27 protein-coding genes are annotated in these 25,574 nt (G+C 61.4%); 11 read left to right on the top strand and 16 right to left on the bottom strand.

The window, feature by feature from the left end; all coding sequences use genetic code 11:
• Window positions 1-40 precede the first annotated feature (40 nt).
• The 3 genes from ccoM to FGE05_RS20065 all read right to left on the bottom strand — a co-directional run bounded on the left by ccoM (window position 41) and on the right by FGE05_RS20065 (window position 900).
• Window positions 41-157: a cytochrome c oxidase subunit CcoM gene (gene ccoM, locus FGE05_RS30230; protein ID WP_047701837.1), complete on the bottom strand. Its 117-nt coding sequence runs from the start codon at window positions 155-157 to the stop codon at window positions 41-43.
• A 144-nt stretch (window positions 158-301) separates the two neighbouring features.
• A complete protein-coding gene (locus FGE05_RS29895; RefSeq protein WP_175363744.1) occupies window positions 302-463 on the bottom strand; it encodes a hypothetical protein in 162 nt (53 codons plus the stop codon).
• Window positions 464-558: 95 nt separating this feature from the next.
• Window positions 559-900 (bottom strand): aspartate-semialdehyde dehydrogenase, encoded by a 342-nt coding sequence (locus FGE05_RS20065; protein ID WP_139647650.1) that lies wholly within the window; start codon window positions 898-900, stop codon window positions 559-561.
• A gap of 247 nt (window positions 901-1,147) precedes the next feature.
• Here FGE05_RS20065 and rapA point away from each other — a divergent pair, with 247 nt between their 5' ends.
• Entirely contained in the window at window positions 1,148-3,994 is a 2,847-nt protein-coding gene (gene rapA, locus FGE05_RS20060) for an RNA polymerase-associated protein RapA (protein WP_139647648.1), read from the top strand.
• 416 nt (window positions 3,995-4,410) lie between these two features.
• On the opposite strand, the gene FGE05_RS20055 is transcribed toward rapA, so the two are convergent.
• The 3 genes from FGE05_RS20055 to FGE05_RS20045 all read right to left on the bottom strand — a co-directional run bounded on the left by FGE05_RS20055 (window position 4,411) and on the right by FGE05_RS20045 (window position 7,367).
• Window positions 4,411-5,292: an ATPase gene (locus FGE05_RS20055; RefSeq protein WP_139647646.1), complete on the bottom strand. Its 882-nt coding sequence runs from the start codon at window positions 5,290-5,292 to the stop codon at window positions 4,411-4,413.
• Between the two features lie 107 nt (window positions 5,293-5,399).
• Complete coding sequence (locus tag FGE05_RS20050; RefSeq protein ID WP_139647644.1) at window positions 5,400-6,383, bottom strand: NAD(P)-dependent oxidoreductase; 984 nt, start codon at window positions 6,381-6,383, stop codon at window positions 5,400-5,402.
• Window positions 6,384-6,461: 78 nt separating this feature from the next.
• Window positions 6,462-7,367 (bottom strand): LysR family transcriptional regulator ArgP, encoded by a 906-nt coding sequence (locus FGE05_RS20045; RefSeq protein ID WP_175386826.1) that lies wholly within the window; start codon window positions 7,365-7,367, stop codon window positions 6,462-6,464.
• Between the two features lie 84 nt (window positions 7,368-7,451).
• Between FGE05_RS20045 and FGE05_RS20040 the strand changes: the two genes are divergently transcribed.
• The 5 genes from FGE05_RS20040 (at window position 7,452) to FGE05_RS20020 (ending at window position 13,142) form a co-directional block, all read left to right on the top strand.
• The gene (locus FGE05_RS20040) at window positions 7,452-7,853 is read left to right on the top strand and encodes an ACT domain-containing protein (protein WP_139647640.1); all 402 of its coding nucleotides are present in this window, start codon (window positions 7,452-7,454) and stop codon (window positions 7,851-7,853) included.
• 5 nt (window positions 7,854-7,858) lie between these two features.
• Window positions 7,859-8,461 carry a LysE/ArgO family amino acid transporter gene (locus FGE05_RS20035; protein ID WP_139647686.1) on the top strand — a complete coding sequence of 201 codons (603 nt, stop codon included), beginning with the start codon at window positions 7,859-7,861 and terminating at the stop codon, window positions 8,459-8,461.
• 174 nt (window positions 8,462-8,635) lie between these two features.
• A complete protein-coding gene (locus FGE05_RS20030; RefSeq protein ID WP_024781210.1) occupies window positions 8,636-9,232 on the top strand; it encodes a superoxide dismutase in 597 nt (198 codons plus the stop codon).
• Window positions 9,233-9,541: 309 nt separating this feature from the next.
• Window positions 9,542-11,593, top strand: a complete 2,052-nt coding sequence (locus tag FGE05_RS20025) for a bifunctional diguanylate cyclase/phosphodiesterase (protein WP_139647638.1) — start codon at window positions 9,542-9,544, stop codon at window positions 11,591-11,593.
• Window positions 11,594-11,798: 205 nt separating this feature from the next.
• The gene (locus FGE05_RS20020) at window positions 11,799-13,142 is read left to right on the top strand and encodes an imelysin family protein (RefSeq protein ID WP_139647636.1); all 1,344 of its coding nucleotides are present in this window, start codon (window positions 11,799-11,801) and stop codon (window positions 13,140-13,142) included.
• Window positions 13,143-13,323: 181 nt separating this feature from the next.
• Here the strand turns inward: FGE05_RS20020 and FGE05_RS20015 are convergent, their stop codons facing one another.
• From FGE05_RS20015 to FGE05_RS20000, 4 genes are all read right to left on the bottom strand, one after another.
• A complete protein-coding gene (locus FGE05_RS20015; RefSeq protein ID WP_139647634.1) occupies window positions 13,324-14,565 on the bottom strand; it encodes an RNA polymerase sigma factor in 1,242 nt (413 codons plus the stop codon).
• The gene (locus FGE05_RS20010) at window positions 14,565-15,041 is read right to left on the bottom strand and encodes an SRPBCC family protein (protein WP_041023843.1); all 477 of its coding nucleotides are present in this window, start codon (window positions 15,039-15,041) and stop codon (window positions 14,565-14,567) included. Before FGE05_RS20010 ends, FGE05_RS20015 begins: the two co-directional genes overlap by 1 nt.
• A gap of 27 nt (window positions 15,042-15,068) precedes the next feature.
• Window positions 15,069-15,413 (bottom strand): YciI family protein, encoded by a 345-nt coding sequence (locus FGE05_RS20005; protein ID WP_041023844.1) that lies wholly within the window; start codon window positions 15,411-15,413, stop codon window positions 15,069-15,071.
• A gap of 67 nt (window positions 15,414-15,480) precedes the next feature.
• Complete coding sequence (locus tag FGE05_RS20000; RefSeq protein ID WP_024781204.1) at window positions 15,481-15,915, bottom strand: SgcJ/EcaC family oxidoreductase; 435 nt, start codon at window positions 15,913-15,915, stop codon at window positions 15,481-15,483.
• Between the two features lie 140 nt (window positions 15,916-16,055).
• Here FGE05_RS20000 and FGE05_RS19995 point away from each other — a divergent pair, with 140 nt between their 5' ends.
• Window positions 16,056-16,565 (top strand): GNAT family N-acetyltransferase, encoded by a 510-nt coding sequence (locus FGE05_RS19995; protein ID WP_139647632.1) that lies wholly within the window; start codon window positions 16,056-16,058, stop codon window positions 16,563-16,565.
• A 30-nt stretch (window positions 16,566-16,595) separates the two neighbouring features.
• On the opposite strand, the gene FGE05_RS19990 is transcribed toward FGE05_RS19995, so the two are convergent.
• Complete coding sequence (locus FGE05_RS19990) at window positions 16,596-17,081, bottom strand: GyrI-like domain-containing protein (RefSeq protein WP_139647631.1); 486 nt, start codon at window positions 17,079-17,081, stop codon at window positions 16,596-16,598.
• Window positions 17,082-17,160: 79 nt separating this feature from the next.
• The gene (locus tag FGE05_RS19985; RefSeq protein ID WP_139647629.1) at window positions 17,161-17,823 is read right to left on the bottom strand and encodes a LysE family translocator; all 663 of its coding nucleotides are present in this window, start codon (window positions 17,821-17,823) and stop codon (window positions 17,161-17,163) included.
• 197 nt (window positions 17,824-18,020) lie between these two features.
• On the opposite strand from FGE05_RS19985, the gene alaC reads away from it, so the two are divergent.
• On the top strand, window positions 18,021-19,238 hold the full coding sequence (gene alaC, locus FGE05_RS19980; protein WP_024781200.1) for an alanine transaminase: 1,218 nt from the start codon (window positions 18,021-18,023) through the stop codon (window positions 19,236-19,238).
• A 117-nt stretch (window positions 19,239-19,355) separates the two neighbouring features.
• Here alaC and FGE05_RS19975 read toward each other — a convergent pair whose 3' ends face one another.
• Window positions 19,356-20,708: a GntP family permease gene (locus tag FGE05_RS19975; RefSeq protein ID WP_041023850.1), complete on the bottom strand. Its 1,353-nt coding sequence runs from the start codon at window positions 20,706-20,708 to the stop codon at window positions 19,356-19,358.
• A gap of 92 nt (window positions 20,709-20,800) precedes the next feature.
• Window positions 20,801-21,334, bottom strand: coding sequence for a gluconokinase (locus tag FGE05_RS19970; RefSeq protein WP_139647627.1), 534 nt, complete (start codon window positions 21,332-21,334; stop codon window positions 20,801-20,803).
• Window positions 21,335-21,549: 215 nt separating this feature from the next.
• On the opposite strand from FGE05_RS19970, the gene FGE05_RS19965 reads away from it, so the two are divergent.
• The 3 genes from FGE05_RS19965 to FGE05_RS19955 all read left to right on the top strand — a co-directional run bounded on the left by FGE05_RS19965 (window position 21,550) and on the right by FGE05_RS19955 (window position 23,848).
• Complete coding sequence (locus tag FGE05_RS19965) at window positions 21,550-22,581, top strand: LacI family DNA-binding transcriptional regulator (RefSeq protein ID WP_139647625.1); 1,032 nt, start codon at window positions 21,550-21,552, stop codon at window positions 22,579-22,581.
• 166 nt (window positions 22,582-22,747) lie between these two features.
• Window positions 22,748-23,302 carry a hypothetical protein gene (locus FGE05_RS19960; RefSeq protein WP_139647623.1) on the top strand — a complete coding sequence of 185 codons (555 nt, stop codon included), beginning with the start codon at window positions 22,748-22,750 and terminating at the stop codon, window positions 23,300-23,302.
• Window positions 23,303-23,425: 123 nt separating this feature from the next.
• Complete coding sequence (locus FGE05_RS19955; protein ID WP_139647621.1) at window positions 23,426-23,848, top strand: GNAT family N-acetyltransferase; 423 nt, start codon at window positions 23,426-23,428, stop codon at window positions 23,846-23,848.
• Window positions 23,849-23,961: 113 nt separating this feature from the next.
• Here the strand turns inward: FGE05_RS19955 and def are convergent, their stop codons facing one another.
• Both def and FGE05_RS19945 read right to left on the bottom strand, forming a co-directional pair.
• Entirely contained in the window at window positions 23,962-24,501 is a 540-nt protein-coding gene (gene def / locus FGE05_RS19950) for a peptide deformylase (RefSeq protein WP_139647618.1), read from the bottom strand.
• Window positions 24,498-25,457 carry a YihY/virulence factor BrkB family protein gene (locus FGE05_RS19945; protein WP_139647616.1) on the bottom strand — a complete coding sequence of 320 codons (960 nt, stop codon included), beginning with the start codon at window positions 25,455-25,457 and terminating at the stop codon, window positions 24,498-24,500. The genes def and FGE05_RS19945 overlap by 4 nt, the downstream gene beginning before the upstream one ends.
• Between the last annotated feature and the right edge of the window lie 117 nt (window positions 25,458-25,574).

Below are 25,574 nucleotides of genomic sequence, written 5' to 3'. Positions count from 1 at the left end.
CGCCCAAAATGCCTTGCGTGCTCGTTACAACTGGAAAGACCTACGGTTTTTTGCGCTTATGGGCGTCTTTCCAGATGAATAATCCAAAAACAGCGAAGAATACGAACATGAAGCCGACCGTTAACATTCCGGCAAACACCACATTATCGAAAAACATGATTGGCCTCCTTGGTCCTGCTCCTGTTGTGTTGGAGCCACATTAACCAATCGAACCGGGATGAACATTGACCGGGGTCAATAACGCTCGCGACCGAGCGAAAAGGAGGGAAATAACTGATCCGCTGAAGGGATCGAGGGGGCGTCAACGCTTCTTCGGTTTGTTCTTCGGCTTTTTCTTGGCCTTGCCCAGGGGCATGGCCTGCTCGAATGCCTGGCGGACTTCATTGAGGCGTTTTTCGTTGAGATCATGAACGCGCTTGGCGCGCTCAGCGCTCAGGTCAATCAGTTTGTCGTCTTGGCTCATGGCGTGTCGGCATCATGCAGTGAAGTGCGAATGTGCTCATGATGGGGGCTGTTGGCTGCGTTGACCAGCCTGCGTGCGTGGGCAAACATCGGAAATCAGATCTGGATATCGACCCACAGGCCCTGGCGCGCCTCATCGTCAATCAGGGGTTTCACCGGCACGGTGTTGTCGGCGTTGAGTTCGGTCCCCGGTATGGCCAGGTGTTCCTCGGGGTCTTCATCGGCTTCGCGACGACGCCTGTCGCGCTCTTGCTGGCGACGCTGTTCCTCGCGCAGCAACAGCGCAGCCTCTTCCGGATCGCGCTTTTGCAGGTCGATGGTGCTTTCGCTGGAGGTTTGCTGTACCGGGGCCACGGGCGGGATGTCCGGTCGCTGGCGGACTGGATCCTGTTGTGCGGTGATAGGTACGGCGCTCAAAGGGAGCGTGGGTAGCAACATAGAAATCTCCTGTCATCAGGTTATCGGCCGCGGCGCAGGCTGCTTGAACCACTGGTCCGAAACTTGTGACCCGGTTGGCATTAATGCAAGGCAGGCACAAGCCTGTTTGATCGCCAAACCCGCTGAAGTTCCATCGCGCCGGTCGAAGGAATGGCGCTCATAACAGCCCGTTACGTGCGTAATTCCTTTGGTCTACGGGATCATTCCGTTAAGATAATCGGCTTTTTCAAGGCGGGAGTCAGGCAGCATGGCGCAGCAGTATCAACCGGGGCAACGCTGGATCAGTGACAGCGAAGCCGAGCTGGGTTTAGGCACCGTTCTGGCACAGGACGGCCGCTTGTTGACCGTGCTCTACCCGGCCACTGGCGACACCCGCCAGTACGCGCTACGGAATGCGCCTCTTACACGTGTACGGTTTTCACCGGGCGACGTGATCACTCACTTCGAAGGTTGGAAAATGACCGTGCGCGAAGTCGATGATGTCGACGGGCTGCTGGTCTATCACGGCCTCAACGGGCAGAACGAAGTCGTCACCCTGCCGGAAACCCAGCTGTCGAACTTCATCCAGTTCCGCCTGGCCAGCGACCGTCTGTTCGCCGGCCAGATCGACCCGCTAGCCTGGTTCTCCCTGCGTTACCACACTCTGGAACACACCAGCCGCCAGTTGCAGTCCCCGCTCTGGGGCCTGGGTGGTGTTCGGGCCCAGCCCATCGCCCACCAGTTGCACATTGCCCGGGAAGTGGCCGACCGCATTGCACCGCGGGTACTGCTGGCGGACGAAGTGGGATTGGGCAAGACCATCGAAGCCGGCCTGGTCATCCACCGCCAGCTGTTGTCCGGACGCGCCAGCCGCATATTGATCCTGGTCCCGGAAAACCTTCAGCACCAGTGGCTGGTGGAAATGCGCCGGCGCTTCAACCTGCAAGTCGCCCTGTTCGATGAAGAACGCTTCATCGAAAGCGATGCGAGCAACCCGTTCGAAGACACGCAACTGGCGCTGGTGGCGCTGGAATGGCTGGTGGACGACGAGAAGGCCCAGGACGCGCTGTTCGCCGCCGGCTGGGACCTGATGGTGGTCGACGAAGCCCATCACCTGGTGTGGCACGAAGATCAGGTCAGCCCGCAGTACGCGCTGGTCGAACAGCTTGCCGAGACGATCCCGGGCGTACTGCTGCTGACCGCAACCCCGGAACAGTTGGGCCAGGACAGTCACTTCGCCCGCCTGCGCCTGCTGGACCCGAACCGCTTCCACGATCTCAAGGCCTTCCGCGCCGAGAGCGAAAACTACCGCCCGGTGGCCGAGGCCGTGCAGGAGCTGCTGGACAAGGGCCGCCTCTCGCCCGAAGCCCACAAGACTATCCACGGTTTCCTGGGCAATGAAGGCGAAGCGCTGCTGACCGCCGTCAACGATGGCGACAGCGAAGCCAGCGCCCGTCTGGTTCGCGAGCTGCTGGACCGCCACGGCACTGGCCGCGTGCTGTTTCGCAATACCCGTGCCGCCGTACAGGGCTTCCCGGAACGCAAACTGCACGCCTATCCACTGCCGTGCCCGGACGAATACCTCGAGCTGCCCCTGGGCGATCATGCCGAGCTGTATCCGGAAGTCAGCTTCCAGGCCCAGCCGGACGCCAGCGAAGAAGAACGCTGGTGGAAATTCGACCCACGTGTCGAATGGCTGATCGACCAACTGAAAATGCTCAAGCGCACCAAGGTACTGGTGATCTGTGCTCATGCCGAAACCGCCATGGACCTGGAAGATGCCTTGCGCGTGCGCTCCGGCATCCCGGCCACCGTGTTCCACGAAGGCATGAACATCCTCGAGCGAGACCGTGCCGCTGCGTATTTCGCCGACGAAGAGTTTGGCGCACAAGTGCTGATCTGCTCGGAAATCGGCAGCGAGGGGCGCAACTTCCAGTTCGCTCATCACCTGGTGCTGTTCGACCTGCCCTCTCACCCGGACCTGCTGGAACAGCGGATCGGCCGTCTGGACCGAATCGGGCAAAAGCACACCATCGAGTTGCACGTGCCATACCTGGAAACCAGTCCACAGGAGCGGCTGTACCAGTGGTACCACGAGGCGTTGAACGCCTTCCTCAACACCTGCCCGACCGGCAACGCCTTGCAGCATCAGTTCGGCCCACGCCTGCTGCCCTTGCTGGAGGAAGCCGACGATGGCCAATGGCAAGCGCTGATCGACGAGGCCCGCACCGAACGCGAGCGCCTGGAGACCGAGCTGCACACCGGTCGCGACCGTTTGCTGGAGCTCAACTCTGGCGGCGCCGGTGAAGGCGACGCACTGGTGGAAGCCATTCTTGAGCAAGACGATCAGTTCGCCCTGCCGATCTACATGGAAACCCTGTTCGACGCCTTCGGCATCGACAGCGAGGACCATTCGGACAACGCGCTGATTCTCAAGCCAAGCGAAAAAATGCTCGATGCCAGCTTCCCTCTGGGCGACGACGAAGGCGTGACCATCACCTATGACCGCAACCAGGCGCTGTCCCGCGAGGACATGCAGTTCATCACCTGGGAACACCCGATGGTGCAAGGCGGCATGGACCTGGTGCTGTCCGGCTCCATGGGCAACACGGCCGTGGCGCTGATCAAGAACAAGGCCCTCAAGCCCGGCACCGTGCTGCTGGAACTGCTTTACGTCAGTGAAGTGGTTGCCCCGCGTGCGCTGCAACTCGGCCGTTACCTGCCACCGGCCGCCCTGCGCTGCCTGCTGGACACCAACGGTAACGATCTGGCGGCCCGGGTTTCGTTCGAGACCTTGAACGACCAGCTCGAGAGCGTACCGCGCGCCAGTGCCAACAAGTTCATCCAGGCCCAGCGTGACCAGCTCACCCCGCGCATCAATGCCGGTGAAGAGAAGATCGCCCCACGGCACGCCGAGCGCGTGGCCGAAGCCCAGCGCCGCCTGGCGGCCGATACTGACGAGGAACTGGCCCGCCTGACCGCGCTGCAAGCCGTCAACCCGACCGTGCGCGACAGCGAACTGATGGCCCTGCGCCAACAGCGCGAACAAGGCCTGGCGATGCTGGAAAAAGCTGCGCTGCGCCTGGAAGCGATCCGGGTGTTGGTGGCGGGCTGATCAGCCCTGGCAACACAAAAAAGGCCCGCAGCGCTGCGTAATGCCAGTCAGTTAAGGATCAAACGGCGCAACGCCTGTGGGAGTAAAGCTTGCTCGCGATAGCGATGGACCCGTCAACATTGTTGCTGACTGACCTACCGCAATCGCGAGCAAGCTTTGCTCCCACAGGTTTGTGGCTTAACTGACTGGCATTACGCAGCGCTGCGGGCCTTTTTTGTGCGCCGAGCCCACCTTTCACAAACATCCCCGAAACGCTGTGGGAGCAGGCTTGCTCGCGATAGCGGTGGGTCAGTCATGGAATATTGGCTGGACTGACGCCATCGCGAGCAGGCTCGCTCCCACAGGGATTGCGGCGTATACAAATGCTGCTTATCCCGCAGGGAACAGCGCCGAACAGCAAGCACCAAAAAAACCCGTCACTGCCCCCGAGCGCTGAGTTGCTGTTGCAGGTTCTGGATCTGCGCTTGCAGCGTATTGATGTTGCGGGTGACCTGGCCGCGGAAGGCATCGAACTCGGCCGTGCCGCCGCCCGAGCGGTTATCCTGCTGGCTCTTGAGCACCATCATCTCCTGCTCCAAGCGTTCGATGGCGGGGTTCTGGTTATTCCTTTTCAGGGCGGTGATGTCGGCACCGATGCTCTTGAGCTGGGCATCGAGCACGCCGCCTTCACCCTGGTTCTTCAGCGTGGTCACTTCAGCCGCCAGCGTCTTGAGCTGGGCTTGGAGCTCCTTATTGGAAGCTTGCAGCTGAGTCGTGGCGTTCTGCTGTTCAGTGGCCTGGGCAATAAGCTGGGCCAGCTCCTTGTCCAGGTCGGCGGATGGACCGAACGTGGCTTGCTGTTGTTTGTACTGCTCTTGCAACTTGCTTTCGAAGAGCCGGGCCTGGTCTTGCAGCTTGTTGTCCAACTGCTTGACCTGCAGCTTCAAGGCTTCACTGTCGCTCATGACATTGGACTGACCGGCCACCACCTTGCCGGAAATGTCCTGCAAGCGTCCCGCCGCGTCCTCACTGATCCGCGCGAAACTTTCCTGGGTCGCCACCAACTGCTGCTCCATCAGGGAAATCTGCTGGAAGCTCCACCAGGCCAGGAAACCGAATGCACACAGCAACGCGCCAACCAGCGCCCACAGCGGCCCAGTGCTGGCCCCCTTGACCCTGGCTGCCGCCACGGGCGTCGGACGCGCTTGCACATGAGGCTGACGGTTGGGCAGGAAGTCATCGTCATCGGGGATGTCGGCACGCATCCGCAGGCTCGGTACATCGTCGAAGTCGTCGTGTTCATCATTACGCGTGGGCATGGATTCAACCTTTGAAAAACCAGTAATGGCTTGATGCGCCGAGTATAACCCCCTCGCCCGCCGCACCGATTGACCCCGAACCCGGCACTCGGTTCATGACGGACCGATCAGCGGGCTTTCCACCAGGTGCAGAACTCATCGAGAGCGGTCCACAGGCTGACCTTCGGATCGTAATCGAGATAATGCCGGGCCCGGCTGATGTCGAGGGTGAAATTTTTGTTCATGACCTGCATCCCCAGGCGCGACAGCGTCGGTTCGGGCCGGCCCGGCCACACCTTGCAGGCCCCTTCGTTCAACGCGGCCATGCTGTAGGCCAGCCCGTAGGAACGGTAACGCCTGACCTGCGGGACGTCCATCTGCCGCATCACATAGTTGACCACGTCCCACAGCGGAATCGGCGCCCCATTGCTGATGTTGTAGGCCTTGCCCAAGGCTGAACCGGTGGCCAGCAGACTGCTGAGCAGCGCCTCGTTGAGGTTGTGCACGCTGGTGAAGTCGACCTTGTTCAAACCATTGCCGACAATCGCCAACCGCCCCTTGCGCTGCATGTTCAACAGGCGCGGGAAGATGCTCATGTCGCCAGCACCGGTCACGAAACGCGGTCGCAGCGCCAGCACTTCAAGACCGAACTCCTGGGCGCCGAAGACTTTCTGCTCGGCCAGGTACTTGGTGGCGGCATAGGGATGCCCGAAGCGCTTGGGCACCTGCTCTTCGGTCAGCCCTAAGTGGTCACGACCGTCGAAATAGATCGAGGGTGACGACAAGTGCACCAGGCGCCGGACCTTTTGCTTGAGGCAGGCCTCGACAACGTTTTCCGTGAGCTGGACGTTACCCTGATGAAAATCCTGATAGCGGCCCCACAACCCCACGGAACCGGCGCAGTGCACCACGGCGTCGACGTCCAGGCACAGATCACGGGCCAACAGCGGATCACTCAGATCCCCCGGGACGAATTGCGCACCGCGACGCACCAGGTGCTCCACGCTCTCGGCCCGGCGTCCGTTGACCCGTACATCCAGGCCCTGCTCAAGGGCAAAACGCGCAAAGCGCCCGCCGATGAAGCCGCTTGCGCCGGTAACCAGAATTTTCATGAATGCTCCCAACCCGTGCAGTGGCGGGCATCGAGCCGCCACGGCCAATTAATCTGTACGCCGCTTGCGGCTTGACGCTCATTGCGGTCCCCAAGGCACCAGCCAGCGCTTCGAGCAGTGAATCAATTGATCGGTCAACAACCCGAGCAACTGCCCACCATTACGCCAATGATGCCAGTACAACGGCACATCGATCGGTTTATCTGCCAGCAACTCCACCAACACCCCACGCGCCAGCTGTTCACGCATCTGCAGTTCCGGCACCAGGCCCCAGCCAAGCCCGGCTTCGGCGAGGCGGATGAAACCTTCGGAAGACGGACACAAATGGTGCTCGAAGCCGCCGTCGACGCCGAGGGAAGCGAGGTAGCGGTGCTGCAGGAAGTCATCCGGACCGAACACCAGGGCCGGCGTGCGAGCCAATTGATCGGCGCGCACGCCATTGGGGAAGTGCCGGGCAATGAAGGCAGGGCTCGCCAGCGCACGATAGCGCATGGCGCCCAGCAATACGCTGCGGGCCCCGGCCACCGGGCGCTCGCTGGCGCAGAGACACGCCGCCACTTCGCCGGCGCGCATACGTTTGAGACCGACGGTCTGATCCTCGACCACCAGATCCATCAACAGGTGATGTTCGGCGCAGAAATCGCCCACGGCCGCCGCCCACCAGGTCGCCAGGCTGTCGGCATTCAACGCGATGCGCAGACGTTCGGGCAGCCCATCTTCATCCAGTGCCGGCACCAGGCTTTGCAGATCGCGCTCCAGCAAGCGCACCTGCTGCACATGGTTGAGCAAACGGCGACCGATCTCGGTAGGCGCCGGCGGCGTGGCGCGTACCAACACGGGCTGGCCGACTCGCGCCTCCAACAGCTTGATCCGCTGGGAAACAGCCGATTGCGACAAACCCAGCACCTGGGCCGCACGCTCGAAACCGGCCTGCTCCACCACGGCAGCCAAGGCCGCCAGCAACTTGTAATCGAACATCAGTATTCCTAATGAGCAATCAGCAATATTGGTTTTTCTTATACAGCTTTCGACCGGAAAATGACCAGCATTCACTGGAAGGAGCGAGCCATGTCTGGCGAAACATCATTGAAAACCCTGCTGCGCAGCATGAGCCCGCAGCTCAATCAGGGCGAATACGTGTTCTGTAGCCTGCCCGACGGCCGGGTACCGGCGGACATCATGATCATTGGCAGCTTTCTCGAGCGAGAGGGACTGACGGTGATCCTGGAAAAATCCCAGGCACAGAAAGCCGGGCTGAGCTTCGATTACGTCGCCGCGTGGATCACCCTCAATGTGCACTCGGCCCTGCAGGCCGTAGGCCTGACCGCAGCCTTCGCCACGGCGCTGGGCAATGCCGGCATCAGTTGCAACGTGATCGCCGGTTACTACCACGACCATCTGTTCGTTGGACACGACGACGCCGGACAGGCCATGACGGTACTCCAGCAATTGGCCGCGAACGGAGAGTAATGTTTATGTGGCAAAGCTATGTGAACGGGCTGTTGGTGGCCCTCGGGCTGATCATGGCCATCGGCGCCCAGAACGCGTTTGTGCTGGCCCAGAGCCTGCGTCGCGAACATCATTTGCCCGTGGCTGCGCTGTGCGTCACCTGCGACGCGCTGCTGGTCATGGCCGGCGTATTCGGGCTGGCTACACTGCTGGCCCAGAGCCCGTTGTTGCTGGCGATTGCCCGCTGGGGGGGCGCGGCGTTCCTGTTCTGGTACGCCAGCGTCGCCTTGCGTCGGGCCTGCTCGACGCAAAGCCTGCAGCAAGGCGAACGCCAGGCCGTGCGCTCACTGCGGGCGGTGTTGCTCAGTGCGCTGGCCGTGACCCTGCTCAATCCCCACGTCTACCTCGACACCGTGCTGCTGATCGGCTCCCTCGGTGCCCAGCAGAGTGTGCCCGGCGCCTATGTCGTGGGCGCCGCCAGCGCCTCGCTGTTGTGGTTCTTCACCCTGGCCATCGGCGCCGCATGGCTGGCCCCCTGGCTGGCTCGCCCGAGCACCTGGCGGATCCTCGACCTGCTGGTGGCGGTGATGATGTTCACCGTGGCGGTGCAGCTGATCGTCATGGGCTGATTATTCGAAACCGCTCTGGAACCTCTATCCCACACAGTTGTTGCGTGGTTATGCCGCACCCCCGGTGCTATGATCCGACCCTGCGCCGCAAAGAGTACAAACTCCCCGGCGCTAGTCCGGCCGCCCGTGATCGGCCTTGCGCTCACCGCAACTGACCTGATTAGGAGAATCACCATGGCTTTCGAATTGCCGCCGCTGCCCTACGCACACGATGCACTGCAGCCGCACATCTCCAAAGAGACTCTGGAATTTCACCACGACAAGCACCACAACACCTACGTCGTGAACCTGAACAACCTGGTGCCTGGCACCGAGTTCGAAGGCAAGACCCTGGAAGAAATCGTCAAGACTTCCTCGGGCGGCATCTTCAACAACGCCGCTCAGGTCTGGAACCACACTTTCTACTGGAACTGCCTGGCGCCCAACGCCGGCGGTCAACCTACCGGCGCACTGGCTGAAGCCATCAACAAGGCCTTCGGTTCGTTCGACAAGTTCAAGGAAGAATTCAGCAAGACTTCCATCGGCACCTTCGGTTCCGGCTGGGGCTGGCTGGTGAAAAAGGCTGACGGCTCCCTGGCCCTGGCCAGCACCATCGGCGCCGGCAACCCGCTGACCAGTGGCGACACCCCGCTGCTGACCTGCGACGTCTGGGAACACGCCTACTACATCGACTACCGCAACCTTCGTCCGAAATACGTCGAAGCGTTCTGGAACCTGGTCAACTGGAAATTCGTGGCCGAGCAGTTCGAAGGCAAGGCGTTCACCGCCTAAGCTTCGATCCGACGCCCGACAAAAGAACCCGGCACCTTGCCGGGTTTTTTTTGCCCGGTATAAATGCTCGCCCTCGTTTTCGCGCGGATGACCTCACGTCCGAATCCCAACAAAAAATCCCTGAAGGCCTCAAGTTACGGGCCTCTGCAACCGACACAATGACCGTAGAGCAATCACTCTGGAAAAACCGCATATCGGCCATGTTCCAGGCAAAATCCCTTGTGTTTGATTGTCCCTTTGACTGACATCACAGGATTGCCAATACTCATGGCAACTTGACGCTACCCGCACGGTACAAGGAATCCCTCTTTGAAGCTGGAACTCAAGAACAGCTTGTCTGTGAAGTTGCTCCGGGTCGTGCTCCTTTCGGCATTGATCGTTGGCATGATTTTGAGCTGCGCTCAGATCGTGTTCGATGCCTACAAAACCAACCGGGCCGTCGCCAGCGATGCCCAGCGCATTCTCGATATGTTTCGCGACCCCTCGACCCAGGCCGTCTACAGCCTCGACCGGGAAGTGGGCATGCAAGTGATCGAAGGGCTGTTCCAGGACGAGGCCGTGCGCATGGCCTCCATTGGTCACCCTCACGAAACCATGCTCGCCGAAAAAAGCCGGCCCTTGCAGCATTCCGAAAGCCGCTGGTTGACCGACCTGATCCTGGGCAAGGAACGCACCTTCACCACACAATTGGTCGGCCGTGGTCCCTACAGCGAATATTACGGCGACCTGAGCATCACCCTGGACACCGCCACCTACGGCCAGGGGTTCATCATCAGTTCCGTGATCATTTTCATCTCCGGCATGTTGCGGGCCCTGGCCATGGGCCTGGTGTTGTACCTGGTCTACCACTGGCTGCTGACCAAGCCGCTGTCGCGGATCATCGAGCACCTGACGGAAATCAATCCCGATCGCCCCAGTGCCCACAAGATTCCGCAGCTGCGCGGCCACGAGCAGAACGAACTGGGCCTGTGGATCAACACGGCCAACCAATTGCTCGCCTCCATCGAACGCAATACACACCTGCGCCACGAAGCGGAAAACAGTCTGCTGCGGATGGCCCAGTACGACTTCCTCACCGGCCTGCCCAACCGCCAGCAGCTCCAGCAGCAACTGGACAAGATCCTGGTGGATGCCGGCCGCCTGCAACGCCGGGTAGCGGTGCTGTGCGTGGGTCTGGATGACTTCAAGAGCATCAACGAACAGTTCAGTTACCAGACCGGCGACCAGCTGTTGCTGGCCCTGGCCGATCGGTTGCGGGCCCACAGCGGACGCCTGGGTGCGCTGGCACGGCTGGGAGGCGACCAGTTCGCCCTGGTGCAGGCCGACATCGAGCAACCTTACGAAGCCGCCGAGCTGTCGCAAAGCATCCTCGACGACCTGGAGGCGCCCTTCGCCCTCGACGACCAGGAAATCCGCCTGCGCGCCACCATTGGCATCACGCTGTTCCCCGAAGACGGCGACAGCACCGAGAAGCTGTTGCAGAAAGCCGAGCAGACCATGACCCTGGCCAAGTCCCGCTCGCGCAACCGCTACCAGTTCTACATCGCCAGCGTCGACAGCGAAATGCGCCGCCGTCGGGAGCTGGAGAAAGATTTACGCGAGGCCTTGGTCCGCAACCAATTCACCCTGGTCTACCAACCCCAGATCAGCTATCGCGACTTGCGGGTGGTGGGCACCGAGGCGCTGATTCGCTGGCACCATCCCGAACACGGCTTCGTGCCGCCGGATCTGTTCATTCCACTGGCCGAGCAGAACGGCACCATCATTGCCATCGGCGAATGGGTGCTGGACCAGGCCTGCAAGCAATTGCGCGACTGGCACGACCAGGGTTTCGTCGAAATGCGCATGGCGGTCAACCTGTCCACGGTGCAACTGCACCATGCCGAACTGCCCCGGGTGGTGAACAACCTCCTGCAGATGTACCGGTTGCCGCCTCGCAGCCTGGAACTCGAAGTCACCGAAACCGGCCTGATGGAAGACATCACCACCGCTGCCCAGCACTTGCTGAGCCTGCGCCGTTCCGGCGCGCTGATTGCCATCGACGACTTCGGGACCGGCTATTCGTCCCTGAGTTACCTCAAGAGCCTGCCGCTGGACAAGATCAAGATCGACAAGAGCTTCGTCCAGGACCTGCTCGACGACGAAGACGACGCGACCATTGTCCGCGCCATCATCCAACTGGGTAAAAGCCTCGGCATGCAGGTGATCGCCGAAGGCGTCGAGACAGTCGAACAGGAAGCCTACATCATCGCCGAGGGCTGCCATGAAGGTCAGGGCTACTACTACAGCAAACCCCTGCCAGCACGGGAGCTGGGTGTTTATCTGAAGCAGGCGCAGCGCAGCAAGGCCTCCATTCTCTGACGCTCTAAAGATCGCAGGCTTGGCCAGTTCCTACAGAGAAATTGCATCTTTCTGTAGGAACTGGCCAAGCCTGCGATCCGCGTACATTAAATAAGAAATATTTACAGCCGCAGCTCTTTACACATAATGCAAATCTTTCGCATTATGTCGCAGCTTTGCGCGCCCTTGCGCCAGTCCCATCCATTTTCGAAGCAGGATGTTTGCCATGATTCGTATGCCCCTGGCTACCGCCAGTCTGCTGGCCATCGCCATTTCCCTCGCCGGCTGCGGCGAAGGCAAGGACAAGGCTGCCGCGCCGCAAGCGCCGACGCCTGCCGCCAGCACCGCGGCACCGACCGCCCCTGCTGCCGCCGGCAAGCTCGACGAAGCCGCCGCCAAGGCTGTCGTCGCGCACTATGCCGATATGGTCTATGCCGTCTACAGCGATGCCGAATCTACCGCAAAAACCCTGCAAACCGCCGTCGACGCGTTCCTGGCCAAGCCGAACGCCGACACCCTGAAAGCCGCCCGGGCTGCCTGGGTCGCCGCACGCGTGCCTTACCTGCAGAGCGAAGTGTTCCGTTTCGGCAACACCATCATCGACGACTGGGAAGGTCAGGTGAACGCCTGGCCCCTGGACGAAGGCCTGATCGACTACGTCGACAAATCCTACGAGCATGCGCTGGGCAACCCAGGCGCCACCGCCAACATCATCGCCAACACCGAAGTCCAGGTGGGTGAAGACAAGGTCGACGTGAAGGACATCACCCCGGAAAAACTCGCCAGCCTGAATGAGCTGGGCGGTTCCGAGGCCAACGTCGCCACCGGCTACCACGCCATCGAATTCCTGCTGTGGGGCCAGGACCTCAACGGCACCGGCCCGGGCGCCGGCAACCGCCCGGCTTCCGATTACCTGGAAGGCGCCGGCGCCACTGGCGGCCACAACGACCGTCGTCGTGCCTACCTCAAGTCCGTGACCCAGTTGCTGGTCAGCGACCTGGAAGAAATGGTCGGTAACTGGAAGCCGAACGTGGCCGACAACTACCGCGCCACCCTGGAAGCGGAGCCGGCCGAAAGCGGCCTGCGCAAGATGCTGTTCGGCATGGGCAGCCTGTCCCTCGGTGAACTGGCGGGCGAGCGCATGAAGGTATCCCTGGAAGCCAACTCGCCAGAAGACGAGCAGGACTGCTTCAGCGACAACACCCACAACTCGCACTTCTACGACGCCAAGGGCGTGCGTAACGTGTACCTGGGCGAATACACCCGCGTCGACGGTACCAAGATGACCGGCGCCAGCCTGTCGTCCCTGGTGGCCAAGGCCGACCCGGCCGCGGATACCGCGCTCAAGGCCGACCTGGCCGATACCGAAGCCAAGATCCAGGTCATGGTCGATCACGCCAACAAGGGTGAGCACTACGACCAGTTGATCGCTGCCGGCAACACCGCCGGCAACCAGATCGTCCGCGACGCCATCGCCGCCCTGGTCAAGCAGACCGGTTCGATCGAACAGGCTGCCGGCAAACTGGGCATCAGCGACCTGAACCCGGACAACGCTGATCACGAGTTCTGATCAACGCTGGGCTGACTGAAAAAGGCGACCTCCGGGTCGCCTTTTTCATGGGCAGAAGAACCCGCTCCCACATTTGAAATGCGATCCCCTGTGGGAGCGAGCCTGCTCGCGAAGCGGTGGGTCAGTCGACGCAGATGCTGGATGTCATGACGCCTTCGCGAGCAGGCTCGCTCCCACAGGTTTATTGCTTGGCCAACTCCGCCAATCGCCCCTCAAGAAACCGTCGCTCCGGCAGTTGCTGTGTCAATTCAAGCGCACGCCGATAAGCCGCCCTCGCCTCTTCCACTCGCCCCAACTGCCGGCAGAATTCCGCCCGTGCCGAGTGAGCCAGATGATAGTCAAGCAAGTCGCCACGCCCCAGGATCGCCTCGATCAGGCGCAATCCCGCCTCCGGCCCGTCACGTTTGGCCAGAGCGACAGCGCGATTGAGTTCGATCACCGGTGACGGCATGACCCGCAGCAGCACGTCATAAAGCCCGACGATTTGCGGCCAGTCGGTCTCCTGCGCGGTAGGCGCTTCGGCGTGAACAGCGGCAATCGCCGCTTGCAGGCAATAAGGCCCAAACCGGCGGGTATTCAACGCGGCTTCCACCAAACCGCAGCCTTCGGCAATCAGTTGTGCATTCCACAAGGAGCGGTCCTGTTCATCCAGCAGCACCAACTCACCAGTGTCCGAGGTGCGCGCCGTCCGCCGGGATTCGTGCAACAGCATCAGCGCCAACAATCCCATGACCTCGGCTTCAGGCAACAACTCCATCAGCAGCCGTGCAAGGCGAATGGCTTCGCGGGTCAGGTCTTCTCGGGTCAATTCGGCGCCCATCGAAGCCGAGTAACCTTCGTTGAACACCAGGTAGATCACCCGCAGCACACTGTCCAAGCGCTCGGGCAGTTCCGGACGGGACGGGACCTGGTAGGGAATTTTCGCGTCGCGAATCTTCGCCTTGGCCCGCACGATACGCTGGGCGATGGCGGCTGGTGCGGCGAGGAAGGCACGGGCGATTTCCTCGGTGGTCAGGTCGCAGACTTCCCGCAGCGTCAACGGCACCTGGGCATCCGCCGCCAGGGCCGGATGGCAACAGGTGAAAATCAGCCGCAGACGATCGTCTTCCACGTCTTCGTCGCTCCAGTCAGACTGTTCAAGCGCCTCGAGCTGGGCGATCAGCATTGGCTGGGACGCCGCGAAGCGCGCTCGCCTGCGCAAACTGTCGATGGCCTTGAAGCGCCCGGCGGACACCAGCCAGGCCCTAGGGTTGTCCGGCACACCGTCACGTTGCCAACGCTCGACCGCAATGAAGAAGGCTTCGTGCAGGGCTTCCTCCGCCAGGTCGAAATCCCCCAGCAAGCGAATCAGCGTTGCCAGGATCCGCCGCGAGTCTTGCCGATAGACCTGCTCGACCCGCGCCTTGACCACATCGGCCGACATCAGTCGGGCATGCCTTGGGTGACCAACGCTTCGAGCCGGTCCAGGCTCTGGCCCCAGCCGTCATGGAACCCCATGGCCTCGTGGGCCTGCCGGTCCTCTTCGCTCCAGTGCAGGGCTCGGGCGGTGTAGCGAGTTTTTCCGCCCTCCTCTTCAAGCACCACCTCGGCGGTCATGAAGGCCTTGCCAGAGGGTACCCAGCCAGGCACGAACGCATCGGTGAACACCAGCCGCCGGGGGGCGACGATTTCCAGGAACACCCCCATGGTCGGGTATTCGCTGCCGTCAGGCGCACGCATCAGGGTGCGAAACTGACCGCCTACCCACAGGTCCATTTCGCATTCCGGCGTGGTCATGCCGTGGGGCCCCCACCACTGGACCAGCAGGGCAGGCTCGGTCCAGGCTCGGAAGATCTTCTGGCGCGGGGCATCGATCAGCCGACTGATGGACAACTCGAAAGCAGCAGGTGTGAGGTTCATGAATCGAATCCTGTTTGTGATTGTTGTTCAGGGGTTCAATTGGCGCACCGGTCGGACTTCGACACAACCGACCCGGGCCGCCGGGATGTTGCCGGCGACCTGGATGGCCTCGTTCAAGTCCTTGGCGTCGATCAGGTAGAAACCCGCCAGTTGTTCCTTGGTCTCGGCGAACGGTCCGTCGGTGATCGACAGCTTGCCGCCGCGCATGCGCACGGTGGTCGCGGTCTGCACCGACTCCAGGGCCTCGGCGGCGATCATCCGCCCGCTGCCCTGGATCGACTCGGCGTAGGCCATGCACTCGGCGTCCTCCGGGCTGTCGGGCGAGCTGTGCAGCGTTTGTTCGTTGCTATACACCAGGCATAAGTACTTCATGGAAAACTCCGGGATCGAACGGATCAACTATGACGGTAGAAGGACGCGGCGGCGAAAAAACCGACGATCAGGGCTGAAGATCGAAGATCGCCGTGCCCGCCATCGGATCGAACGGCGCCGACCAATGTTCATGGACGATCTTCCACTGTCCCGCCACACGTTGGTAGCAGGCCGTCACTCGCATCCAGCACGCCTGTTCTTCGCCCTTGTCGTTGGTGCCACCGCAATAGGCCAGCCAATGGGCGAAAGCGATGCTGTCCGCCACGTTGATCTTGACCTGGTGGAAGTCGAACTTGTGCGGGCCGGGGCACATTTCCATGCAGGCCTGCCAATGGGCGCGATAGGCGACCTTGCCCTTGAATTGCAGGGCCTGGATGGCGTCGAACGAGACGATGTCGTCGGCATAGAGCGCCATGACTTTTTCAACGTCCTTGGCCATGACGGCCTGACGATAGGTATCGATCAGGGCCTGGATTTCGGTTTCGGTGGCTTGGGTGTTCATGGTGATTCTCCACAGTTTTTGTTGAAGACACCCTTTGTCGTTTGGGGAGACGGCGAATCGACATCTCGGATGAAAATAATTCAAGGAAGAAAATTCGCTAGAATTGCGCTCCATCCTGCAGACAAACAACGGACGTGACTGTGACTGCTCAACTTGTCGACTATGAAAATCTGAGCGCTGCCCAGCGCCAACAGGTGGAAGCCATCGAGCTCCTTCCCGAACAGATCCGGTTCTCCGGCGATATCCACGGTGCACTGCACATGTTGCTGTCCCGGCCCTGCCCGGGGGTCAAGGGTTTCGCGTTGCTGGTCGACGGCGCGCCGGTGGCGTTCCTGCTGCTCAAGCGTCCGCCCATGTTGCCCGCCTGGGCCGATGAGCACAGCGCAACCCTGCATGCCCTGCAGGTCGATCGCCGGGCCCAGGGCAAGGGTCACGGCAGGGCCTGCCTGCAAGCACTGCCCGCAGTGGCGCGTGCGGCCTGGCCGGAAATCAGGGGGTTGGAGCTCGCGGTCGATGCCGATAACGAATCGGCTATTGGCCTGTACACCCAAATGGGCTGGATCGACTGTGGCGAAGCCTACAAGGGCCGCATCGGTTATGAGCGGCGGATGGGCTTGATGTTCCAGGGCCCTAGTGGCCTGTGTGGCTAATTTGAGTACTCGAATTAACCGTACAGGCCACTAGCTTTTGAGCGGTATCCAGATCTCCAGAGTTCCTTCGTTGGTCTTGGGGTTGAAGTCTTCGCTGTAGCGCTCGAACTCCGGAGCGTCCGCCGCTTCGTGACCCGATTGGGGCAACCAGACATTCCAGATGTAGTGAAAGGTGTCCTGCAGGCTCTTCAATGGCCCATGGTGTTCGAACACCGCATAGTGAGCGGGCTGGATTTCGATCCAGCGGTACTGTTCCGGCAGATCGTCGAGTCGACTGATCTCCACCCCGGCGATGTATTCGAATCCGCCGTTCCCGTCCGGGTTGCAACACACACCGTAGGTAACTTCGCTTTTCTGCCCTGGCACGTTACCGAGCCAGGGCAAAAACTTTTCCCAGAGCAGGGGGATACCCTGGGCGGTTTCCTGGGTAAAACGGCCGCCAAAACCGGCGATAAGATGAAAGTTTCCGTGTTCGAAGCGTGGCTCGGCTGTGTAATCGCGTTGGGGCTTTTCCATGCGTCAACACTCCGCAAAACATGAGGTCGGGTTTGGCAGTATAGAAGCCAAACCATGAATGCCAGGGCCGTTTCGCTTATCAGGCCGCGGGAACCAGCGTCGCTACAGAGGCCCCTACAAACTCGTTGTAGCCAGAAACGATCACGTAAACAGCGAAATAACAGAAGATCGCAGCGGATGCCCAATAGGAATAACGCAGCAATTTATCCCCCAATAATTTTCCGCCCTGGGTCGCCGCCAGGCACAGGCCGGCACTCCACAGCAGCCCGGCGCAGAGGAAACCACCGAGGAAAAGTATCGAGCTGAGCACAGTGCCACCTCCTGAGCGGGCGATGAGCGTACCGCCCACGGCCGCGAACCAGAGAATGGCACTGGGCGACGACATGGCCAGGAAGATCCCGCGCAGAAATTCCTGGCCAGAGGAGTTGCCCCGCGCCTCACCCGCCTGTTCCAGCACTGCGCCGTGATAAATCGCCGAATGGACCATTTTCGCCGCGAAATACAGCAACAGCACCGAACCGCCGATCCATAGCACCCAGCGCACCGCTTCGTATTGCAGCAACACCGTCATGCCGGCCAGGGCCAGCACCGCATAGACCAAGTCGCCCACGCAGGTGCCCAGGCCCAGGGCAAAGCCCTGGAAATAACCACGTTGCATGGCAAGCGTGATCATCGCGATATTGGCGACGCCAATGTCCAGGCACAGGGAGAGACTCAGCAAAAAACCGCTGGAAAATTCCATCATCATTCCGTTCGGGTTGGGTATGGCGAATTGAGCAGTCCGCACGCATTCCACGGACGGGTCGACAGTGTCGTCGAAAATAGTTGTGGGCCGCCACTGGACAAGCGGCCATGGCGGCCATTATCTTGCGCCGCAGGCCACCGCAGTGGCCAACGTCGCTCGGACGGTTCCGGGCGCTCACGTATCTCGAGGCAACAATGGCCGAACAAGGTTCGCCGCGCCGCTTTGCGCGCATCGATCGACTCCCCCCTTACGTATTCAATATCACTGCCGAGCTGAAGATGGCTGCGCGTCGGCGCGGCGAAGACATCATCGACTTGAGCATGGGTAACCCCGACGGCGCCACGCCCCCACACATCGTGGAAAAACTGGTCACCGTCGCCCAGCGTGAAGACACCCATGGATACTCCACCTCCAAAGGCATCCCGCGCCTGCGCCGCGCCATTTCGCGCTGGTACAAGGACCGCTACGAGGTGGACATCGACCCTGAAAGCGAAGCCATCGTCACCATCGGCTCCAAGGAAGGCCTGGCCCACCTGATGCTGGCGACCCTGGACCAGGGCGACACGGTACTGGTGCCCAACCCCAGCTACCCGATCCATATTTACGGCGCAGTGATCGCCGGCGCCCAGGTGCGCTCGGTGCCGCTGATACCGGGCGTGGATTTCTTCGACGAACTGGAGCGGGCCATTCGAGGTTCGATTCCCAAGCCGAAGATGATGATCCTGGGCTTCCCGTCCAACCCCACCGCCCAGTGCGTGGAACTGGATTTCTTCGAACGGGTCATCGCCCTGGCCAAGCAGTACGATGTGCTGGTGATCCACGACCTGGCCTACGCCGACATCGTCTACGACGGCTGGAAAGCGCCATCGATCATGCAGGTGCCCGGCGCAAAAGACATTGCGGTGGAGTTCTTCACCCTGTCCAAGAGTTACAACATGGCCGGCTGGCGCATTGGCTTCATGGTCGGCAACCCGGAACTGGTCAGCGCCCTGGCACGGATCAAGAGCTACCACGACTACGGCACCTTCACGCCCTTGCAGGTGGCCGCCATCGCCGCGCTGGAAGGCGACCAACAATGCGTGCGCGACATCGCCGAGCAGTACCGCCAGCGCCGCAATGTGTTGGTCAAGGGCCTGCATGAACTGGGTTGGATGGTGGAGAACCCCAAGGCGTCGATGTACGTCTGGGCCAAGATTCCCGAAGCCTATGCCCACCTGGGCTCGCTGGAGTTTGCCAAGAAGCTGCTGGCCGAAGCCAAGGTCTGCGTCTCACCGGGCGTGGGCTTCGGCGAATATGGGGATGATCATGTGCGCTTTGCGCTGATCGAGAACCAGGACCGGATCCGCCAGGCTGTGCGTGGGATCCGGGCGATGTTCCGGGCGGATGGGTTGGTCGGCAAGACCAACGCCTGATACAAGCCCAATGTGGGAGCGAGCCTGCTCGCGATAGCGGTGGGTCAGTTGCATGGATGCTTCTGACATACCGCCATCGCGAGCAGGCTCGCTCCCACAGTTGTTTGTGCTGGGTCTTTAGACCACCAGCGACAGCAACAGGATGAAGCCCAACCCCACCACCGACAGGATGGTTTCCATCGCCGTCCAGGTCTTGAAGGTTTCGGCCACGGTCATGTTGAAGTACTGCTTGACCAGCCAGAAGCCCGCATCATTGACGTGAGACAGAATCAACGAACCGGCGCCGGTGGCTAGCACCAGTAGCTCACGGTTCACACCTGGAATCATCCCTACCACCGGAACCACGATGCCTGCGCCAGTGATGGTGGCGACGGTGGCCGAGCCGGTGGCGATACGAATCACCGCTGCGACCAGCCAGGCCAGCAGGATCGGCGAAATCTGCGCACTCACGGCCATATGGCCGATCACGTCACCCACGCCGCTGGTCACCAGCATCTGCTTGAAGCCACCACCGGCACCGATGATCAGGATGATCGCGGCAGTCGGCGCCAGGCTCGCGTCGAGCAACTTCAGGATCTGGTTGGAACCGATGCCCTGGCGATGGCCGAAGGTGTACAGCGACAGCAGCAAGGCCAGCAGCAGTGCCGAGATCGGGTGACCGATCAGGTCCATGAAGGTGCGGAAGATGTTGCCGTCCGGCAGCACCACGTCGGCAAAGGTCTTGAGCAGCATCAGGAACACTGGCAGCAGCACGGTGACCAGGGTGATGCCGAAGCTCGGCAGTTCCTTGGCCTCGGGCTCACGGGCCAATTGATCGACCAGCTCCTGATTGGCGTGGCCAGGGATGTGCTTGGCGATGAACGTACCGAAAATCGGACCGGCAATGATGGCGGTCGGCAAGGCTACGATCAGGCCATAGAGAATGGTCTTGCCGATGTCGGCACCGAACACGCCGATGGCCAGCAGCGGGCCCGGGTGTGGCGGCACCAGGCCGTGCACCGCGGACAGGCCGGCGAGCAGCGGGATACCGATCTTGATGATCGACACGCCGGTGCGGCGCGCCACGATGAACACCAGCGGGATCAGCAGCACGAAACCGATTTCGAAGAACAGCGGGATCCCCACCAGGAACGCGGCGAACATCATGGCCCACTGCACTTTGTCCTTACCGAAGGCGCGGATCAAGGTCTGGGCGATCTGATCCGCCCCGCCCGACTCGGCCATCATCTTACCGAGCATGGTGCCCAGGGCCAGGATGATCCCGACAAAGCCCAGCACGCCGCCGAAACCATCCTGGAAGGCCTTGATGATGGTGCCGATCGGCATGCCCGACGTCAGGCCGAGAAACGCGGCCGCGATGGTCAGGGCAATGAACGGGTGGAATTTGAACTGGGTGATGAGGAGGATGAGTCCGATCACCGTGACCACTGCATCGAGCAGTAGGAACGTCTCGTGGGACATGCCAAACATGAGGGGTGTCTCCTGATTTGTTGTTGTTATTGAAGCAGTTATTTGTAAGCCGTCGGGACAGCGCTATCTTTCTGACGCAAAAATGATCGAGTTCAACTGGCCAGCTTCAAACCGTGTTCCAACCACCAGGTGTAAGCCTGGCGAGCCAGCTCATCGACGCCGTGGCTGGACGCATCCAGGGCCAGGACCAGAGGTTCGCCGACGGGGGATTCAAGGGTGGCGAACTGACTGTCGATCAACGTCGACGGCATGAAATGGCCGGGGCGATGGGACACACGGTCGGCCGCCACTTCGGGCGTCAGTTCCAGGAACACGAAACCCAGGCCAGGCAAGGCGCTGCGCAGACGCTCGCGATAACTGTGCTTGAGGGCCGAGCAGGTCAACACCGGACGCTCGCCCTTGGCGTCGATGCGGCGCAACTCATCGCACAGGCTGTCTAGCCAGCCGGCACGGTCGTCGTCGTTCAGGGGAATACCGGCGCTCATCTTCTGGATGTTGGCCGCGGGGTGGAATGTGTCGCCTTCGATGGCGGTGGCGCCGCTCAGTTGGCACAGGGCCTGGCTGACGCAAGTCTTGCCGCAACCGGCAACGCCCATGATGACCAGGGCGGTGATGGGATTGTTCATGTAACACCTCAGCGCGCAGACAGCGCTACCTTTGCCAGTTATGACACCGCAGCAAAAGCAGAAGTTGCCGACGCCTTCTTGTCATTTTTGTGGTTGCAGCATTTTTCGTTCACGACACCAACGGATGGGATTCAGGCAAACCCCACTCGCGCATTTGCAGCCGCGTCGAGACAGCGCTACCTTAGTGCCTTGATTTTTGTTTGGCAAGCCACCTGATGACCGTCCCCAAGAACGATAAGAATACCCGCACCACCGGTCGCCCTACGCTCAACGAAGTCGCACGCCTGGCCGGTGTCAGCCCCATCACCGCCTCCCGTGCCTTGCGCGGCGTCAGCACCGTGGCCACCGACCTGGTGGAAAAGGTCCGACAGGCGGCTCAGGCACTCAATTATGTCGTCAATCCCGCCGCCCGCGCCCTGGCTTCGGCCCAGAGCCATTCGGTGGTGGTGTTGGTGCCGTCGCTGTCCAACCTGCTGTTCATCGACACCCTGGAAGCCATTCACCGTGTCTTGAGGCCCAAGGGCTTCGAAGTGGTGATCGGCAACTATCACTACTCCCGGGATGAAGAAGAAGACCTGCTGCGCAACTACATGGCCTATCAGCCCCGTGGCTTGCTGCTGACAGGTTTCGACCGCACTGAAAGCGCCCGCCGCATGATCGAGGCCAGCAACATTCCGTGTGTCTACATGATGGAACTGGACCCCGGGGCGGGGCTCAACTGCGTCGGCTTTTCCCAGCTCAAGGCCGGCGAGACGGCGGCCGAACACCTGATCTCCCGCGGTCGCAAACGCCTGGCCTACATCGGCGCACAACTGGACCAGCGCACCTTGTTGCGCGGCGAAGGTTTTCGCCGGGCCCTGCAGAAGGCCGGGCTGTACGACCCGGACTTGGAGCTGCTGACACCGCGCCCGTCATCGGTGGGCCTGGGCGGCGAGTTGTTTCTGCAACTGCTGGCCAGCCACCCGGATGTCGATGGGATCTTCTTCGGCAACGACGACCTTGCCCATGGCGCCCTGTTCGAAGCCTTGCGCTGTGGCATCAGGATTCCCGAACAGATCTCGGTCCTCGGCTTCAACGACCTGCCCGCCTCGGCCCACATGGTGCCGCGCCTGAGCAGCATCAGCACGCCACGGGAAGCCATCGGCCGCCGTGCCGCCGAACAGATGCTGACGTTGATGGCAGGCAACCGCATCGCCCAACCCGTGGTGGACATGGGGTTCGAGCTCAAGATTCGCGAAAGTACCTGACCCCTCCCCCTCGCCGCGCCGAGGCGGTCGATCCCTGCCGGTCAACGGCAAGGGCTGGCCGCTTCGCCTCGCCCACCGCCCTGCATCCCTCGAAACACGGGGCACCCGGCGTCGGCATGGGAATTGCTCCTGCCCATCGCTCAGCCATTACCTACAGGTGCCCATCATGTTGGTCAGTGCCAAACAACAGGCAATGATTCTGCCGCTCAAGCGTCCGGGCGAGGACCCGACCGCCGACGCCGCCAGCGGCCTGCAAAGCGCCGCGCTACAGGCGTTGCGCGATAACGTCCAGGCCCAGGCGAGCCAGGGCAATGCCCAGGTGCGGGAGTCCGTCACCCAACAGGCTACGCAACAGGTCAACGCGGCCACGGCCATCAGCGACAACGTCGATGAGGCGTTCGCCAAGACCCGCGTGCAGTTGCAGACCACCGCTGCCCAGGATGCCCCGGCGAGCCAGACCGACAGTTCGGCACTGAAGGATTTCAAGGACTACATGAGCAAGACGCCTGAAGAGCGCCTACGTGACGCCATTCTCGCCGAGATGGGTATCAGCGAAGAGGAATACGAGGCGATGCCACCCGAGAAGCAACTGGCGGTCGGCCAGGAAATTGCCCAGCGCATGCAGGACAAGTCCGCGATGGCGCAGGTGGAAAAGGCCCAGGAACAGCGCGACACGGGCGATAAGGATCCGGCCGCGGCGATGCTCCTCACGTCCCTCTGAGCCCGCCGGCGGCCAGCAGATGAGCCGCCGGAGTGCAAACCTGTGGGAGCAAAGCTTGCTCCCACAGGTTTATCGAAACGTGTTCCCTTATAATCTGCCCTCCTCCCCCTCCACGACGTTGCCATGTCCGAAATCCGCTATGCGCTGCTCGATGAACCGCTGTGGCCGCTGATGAACAAGTTCTACCGCGCCCATCAATCCTCGATGAAAGCCGTGCGTGACGCGCAGCTGTGGGTGGCGAGGCAGGATGACATCGTCGCCGCCCTCTGCTTGCGATCAGTGGCGGGCGGGCACTGGTTGACGGGGTTGTTTGTCGACCCGGCACACCGCGGGCAAGGTGTCGCGGCACGCTTGATCAGCGAAGCGGTGAAAGCCGTGGACGCACCGGTGTGGCTGTTCTGCCACCCGGAATTGCGCGGGTTCTATGAACGGCACGGCTTCATGTTCGAGCCCGCCCTGCCCTATGCGATGGCCGAGCGCCTGAGCCGGTATGCCCGCAGCAAGCCGATGATTGCGATGGGGTTGGAGCCGGGAAGCCGGTCCTGATGCCCTGTGGGAGCGAGCCTGCTCGCGAAGGCGGCAGGACATTCCACAACGATGCAAGCTGACCCACCGCTATCGCGAGCAGGCTCGCTCCCACAAGTGATTGAGGTGAAGGTTCAGTCGTCGGCCGTCGGGTCCAGATCCGGGAACATCACTTCGGTAAACCCGAACTTGCTGAAGTCAGTGATCCGCGACGGGTACAAGCGCCCGATCAGGTGGTCGCATTCATGCTGCACCACCCGTGCATGAAAGCCCGAGGCTGTCCGCACGATCGGCTCGCCCTTGGGATCGAAGCCTTCGTAACGGATGTGCTGAAAGCGATCGACCGCCCCCCGCAGGCCGGGCACCGACAGGCAACCTTCGAAACCTTCTTCCAGCAACGGGCTCAGCGGCGTGATCAGCGGGTTGATCAGGATGGTCTGGGGCACTGCCTCCGCATCGGGGTAACGCTCGCTGTGGTCGAAGCCGAAAATCACCAGTTGCAGGTCCACCCCGATCTGCGGCGCCGCCAGGCCGACGCCGCCGACGCTTTCCATGGTCTGGAACATGTCGTCGATCAATTGCCACAGCTCTGGGGTGTCGAACATCTGCGGCGGGACCGGTGGAGCGATTCGCAGCAGGCGCGCATCGCCCATCTTGAGGATTTCTCGAATCATGGTCGGGCTTCTTCTGCGTTCGGATCGGCGTCCGGTTTGATGGAGTGGTCGCGCGCCAGTCCCGAGACATGGTGCTTCCAGTGCTCGCCGGGCACCTTCTCACCAGGCTCCTTGCCTTCGGCGGACATGTGTTCGATCACCGCGTTCATCTCCGCGCCCAGCAACAGCACCGCCGCCGAGATATAGAAGTACAGCAGCAACACGATGATCGCGCCGATACTGCCATACATGGCGTTGTAGTTGGCAAAGGTCTTGACGTAAAAAGCGAAGCCCAGGGAGGCGATGATCCAGACCACCACGGCCAGCACCGAGCCCGGCGTGATGAAGCGAAACTCTTGCTTCACGTCCGGCATCACGTAGTAGATCAATGCCACCGCCACCATCAACAGGATCACGATCACCGGCCAACGCACGATCGTCCAGAGCGTGACGATGAATTCCTCCAACCCGACCTGGGCCGCAATCCACTCCATCACCTGCGGACCGAGGACCATCAGAGCCGCCGCGATGAGCAGCATGCCGGCGATGCCGACCGTATAGAAAATCGACAGCGGAAAGCGCTTCCAGGCCGGACGTCCCTCGACCACATCGTAGGCGGCGTTCATGGCGCTCATCATCAGCCGCACCCCGGCCGAGGCGGTCCACAACGCAACCACGATACCCACCGACAACAGCCCGCCCTTGGATTGCTGGAGTTGGTCGATCACCGGGTTGACCTGCTCCAGCGCCTGGGGCGGCAGCACCAGCTCCGACTGCAGGCGCAGCCACGAGAAGAAATCCGGCAGATGCAGGAAGCCGATCAGCGCGATCAGAAAGAGGATGAAAGGAAACAGGGAAAACAGCATCTGGTAGGCCAGTGCCGAGGCGTAGGTCGACATCTCGTCGTCGAGAAACTCGGTCACCGTACGCATCATCACGCGATGCAAAGGCAAGCCTTTCATGTCCGGAAATATCATGAGCGTCTCCTTTCGCCGCAAAAAAGGGGTCGCGTGGCGACTCAAGGGGCGTTTTTTACCTCAAAGTAGCCTGTTTGGCGACTTTGGGACAATCTCATCCCGACGCAGAATTGACCA

This window comes from Pseudomonas sp. ICMP22404 (assembly GCF_006227205.1).
In the GTDB taxonomy this organism is placed as follows: Bacteria; Pseudomonadota; Gammaproteobacteria; order Pseudomonadales; family Pseudomonadaceae; genus Aquipseudomonas.
This window is presented reverse-complemented; position numbering and strand designations above follow the sequence as displayed.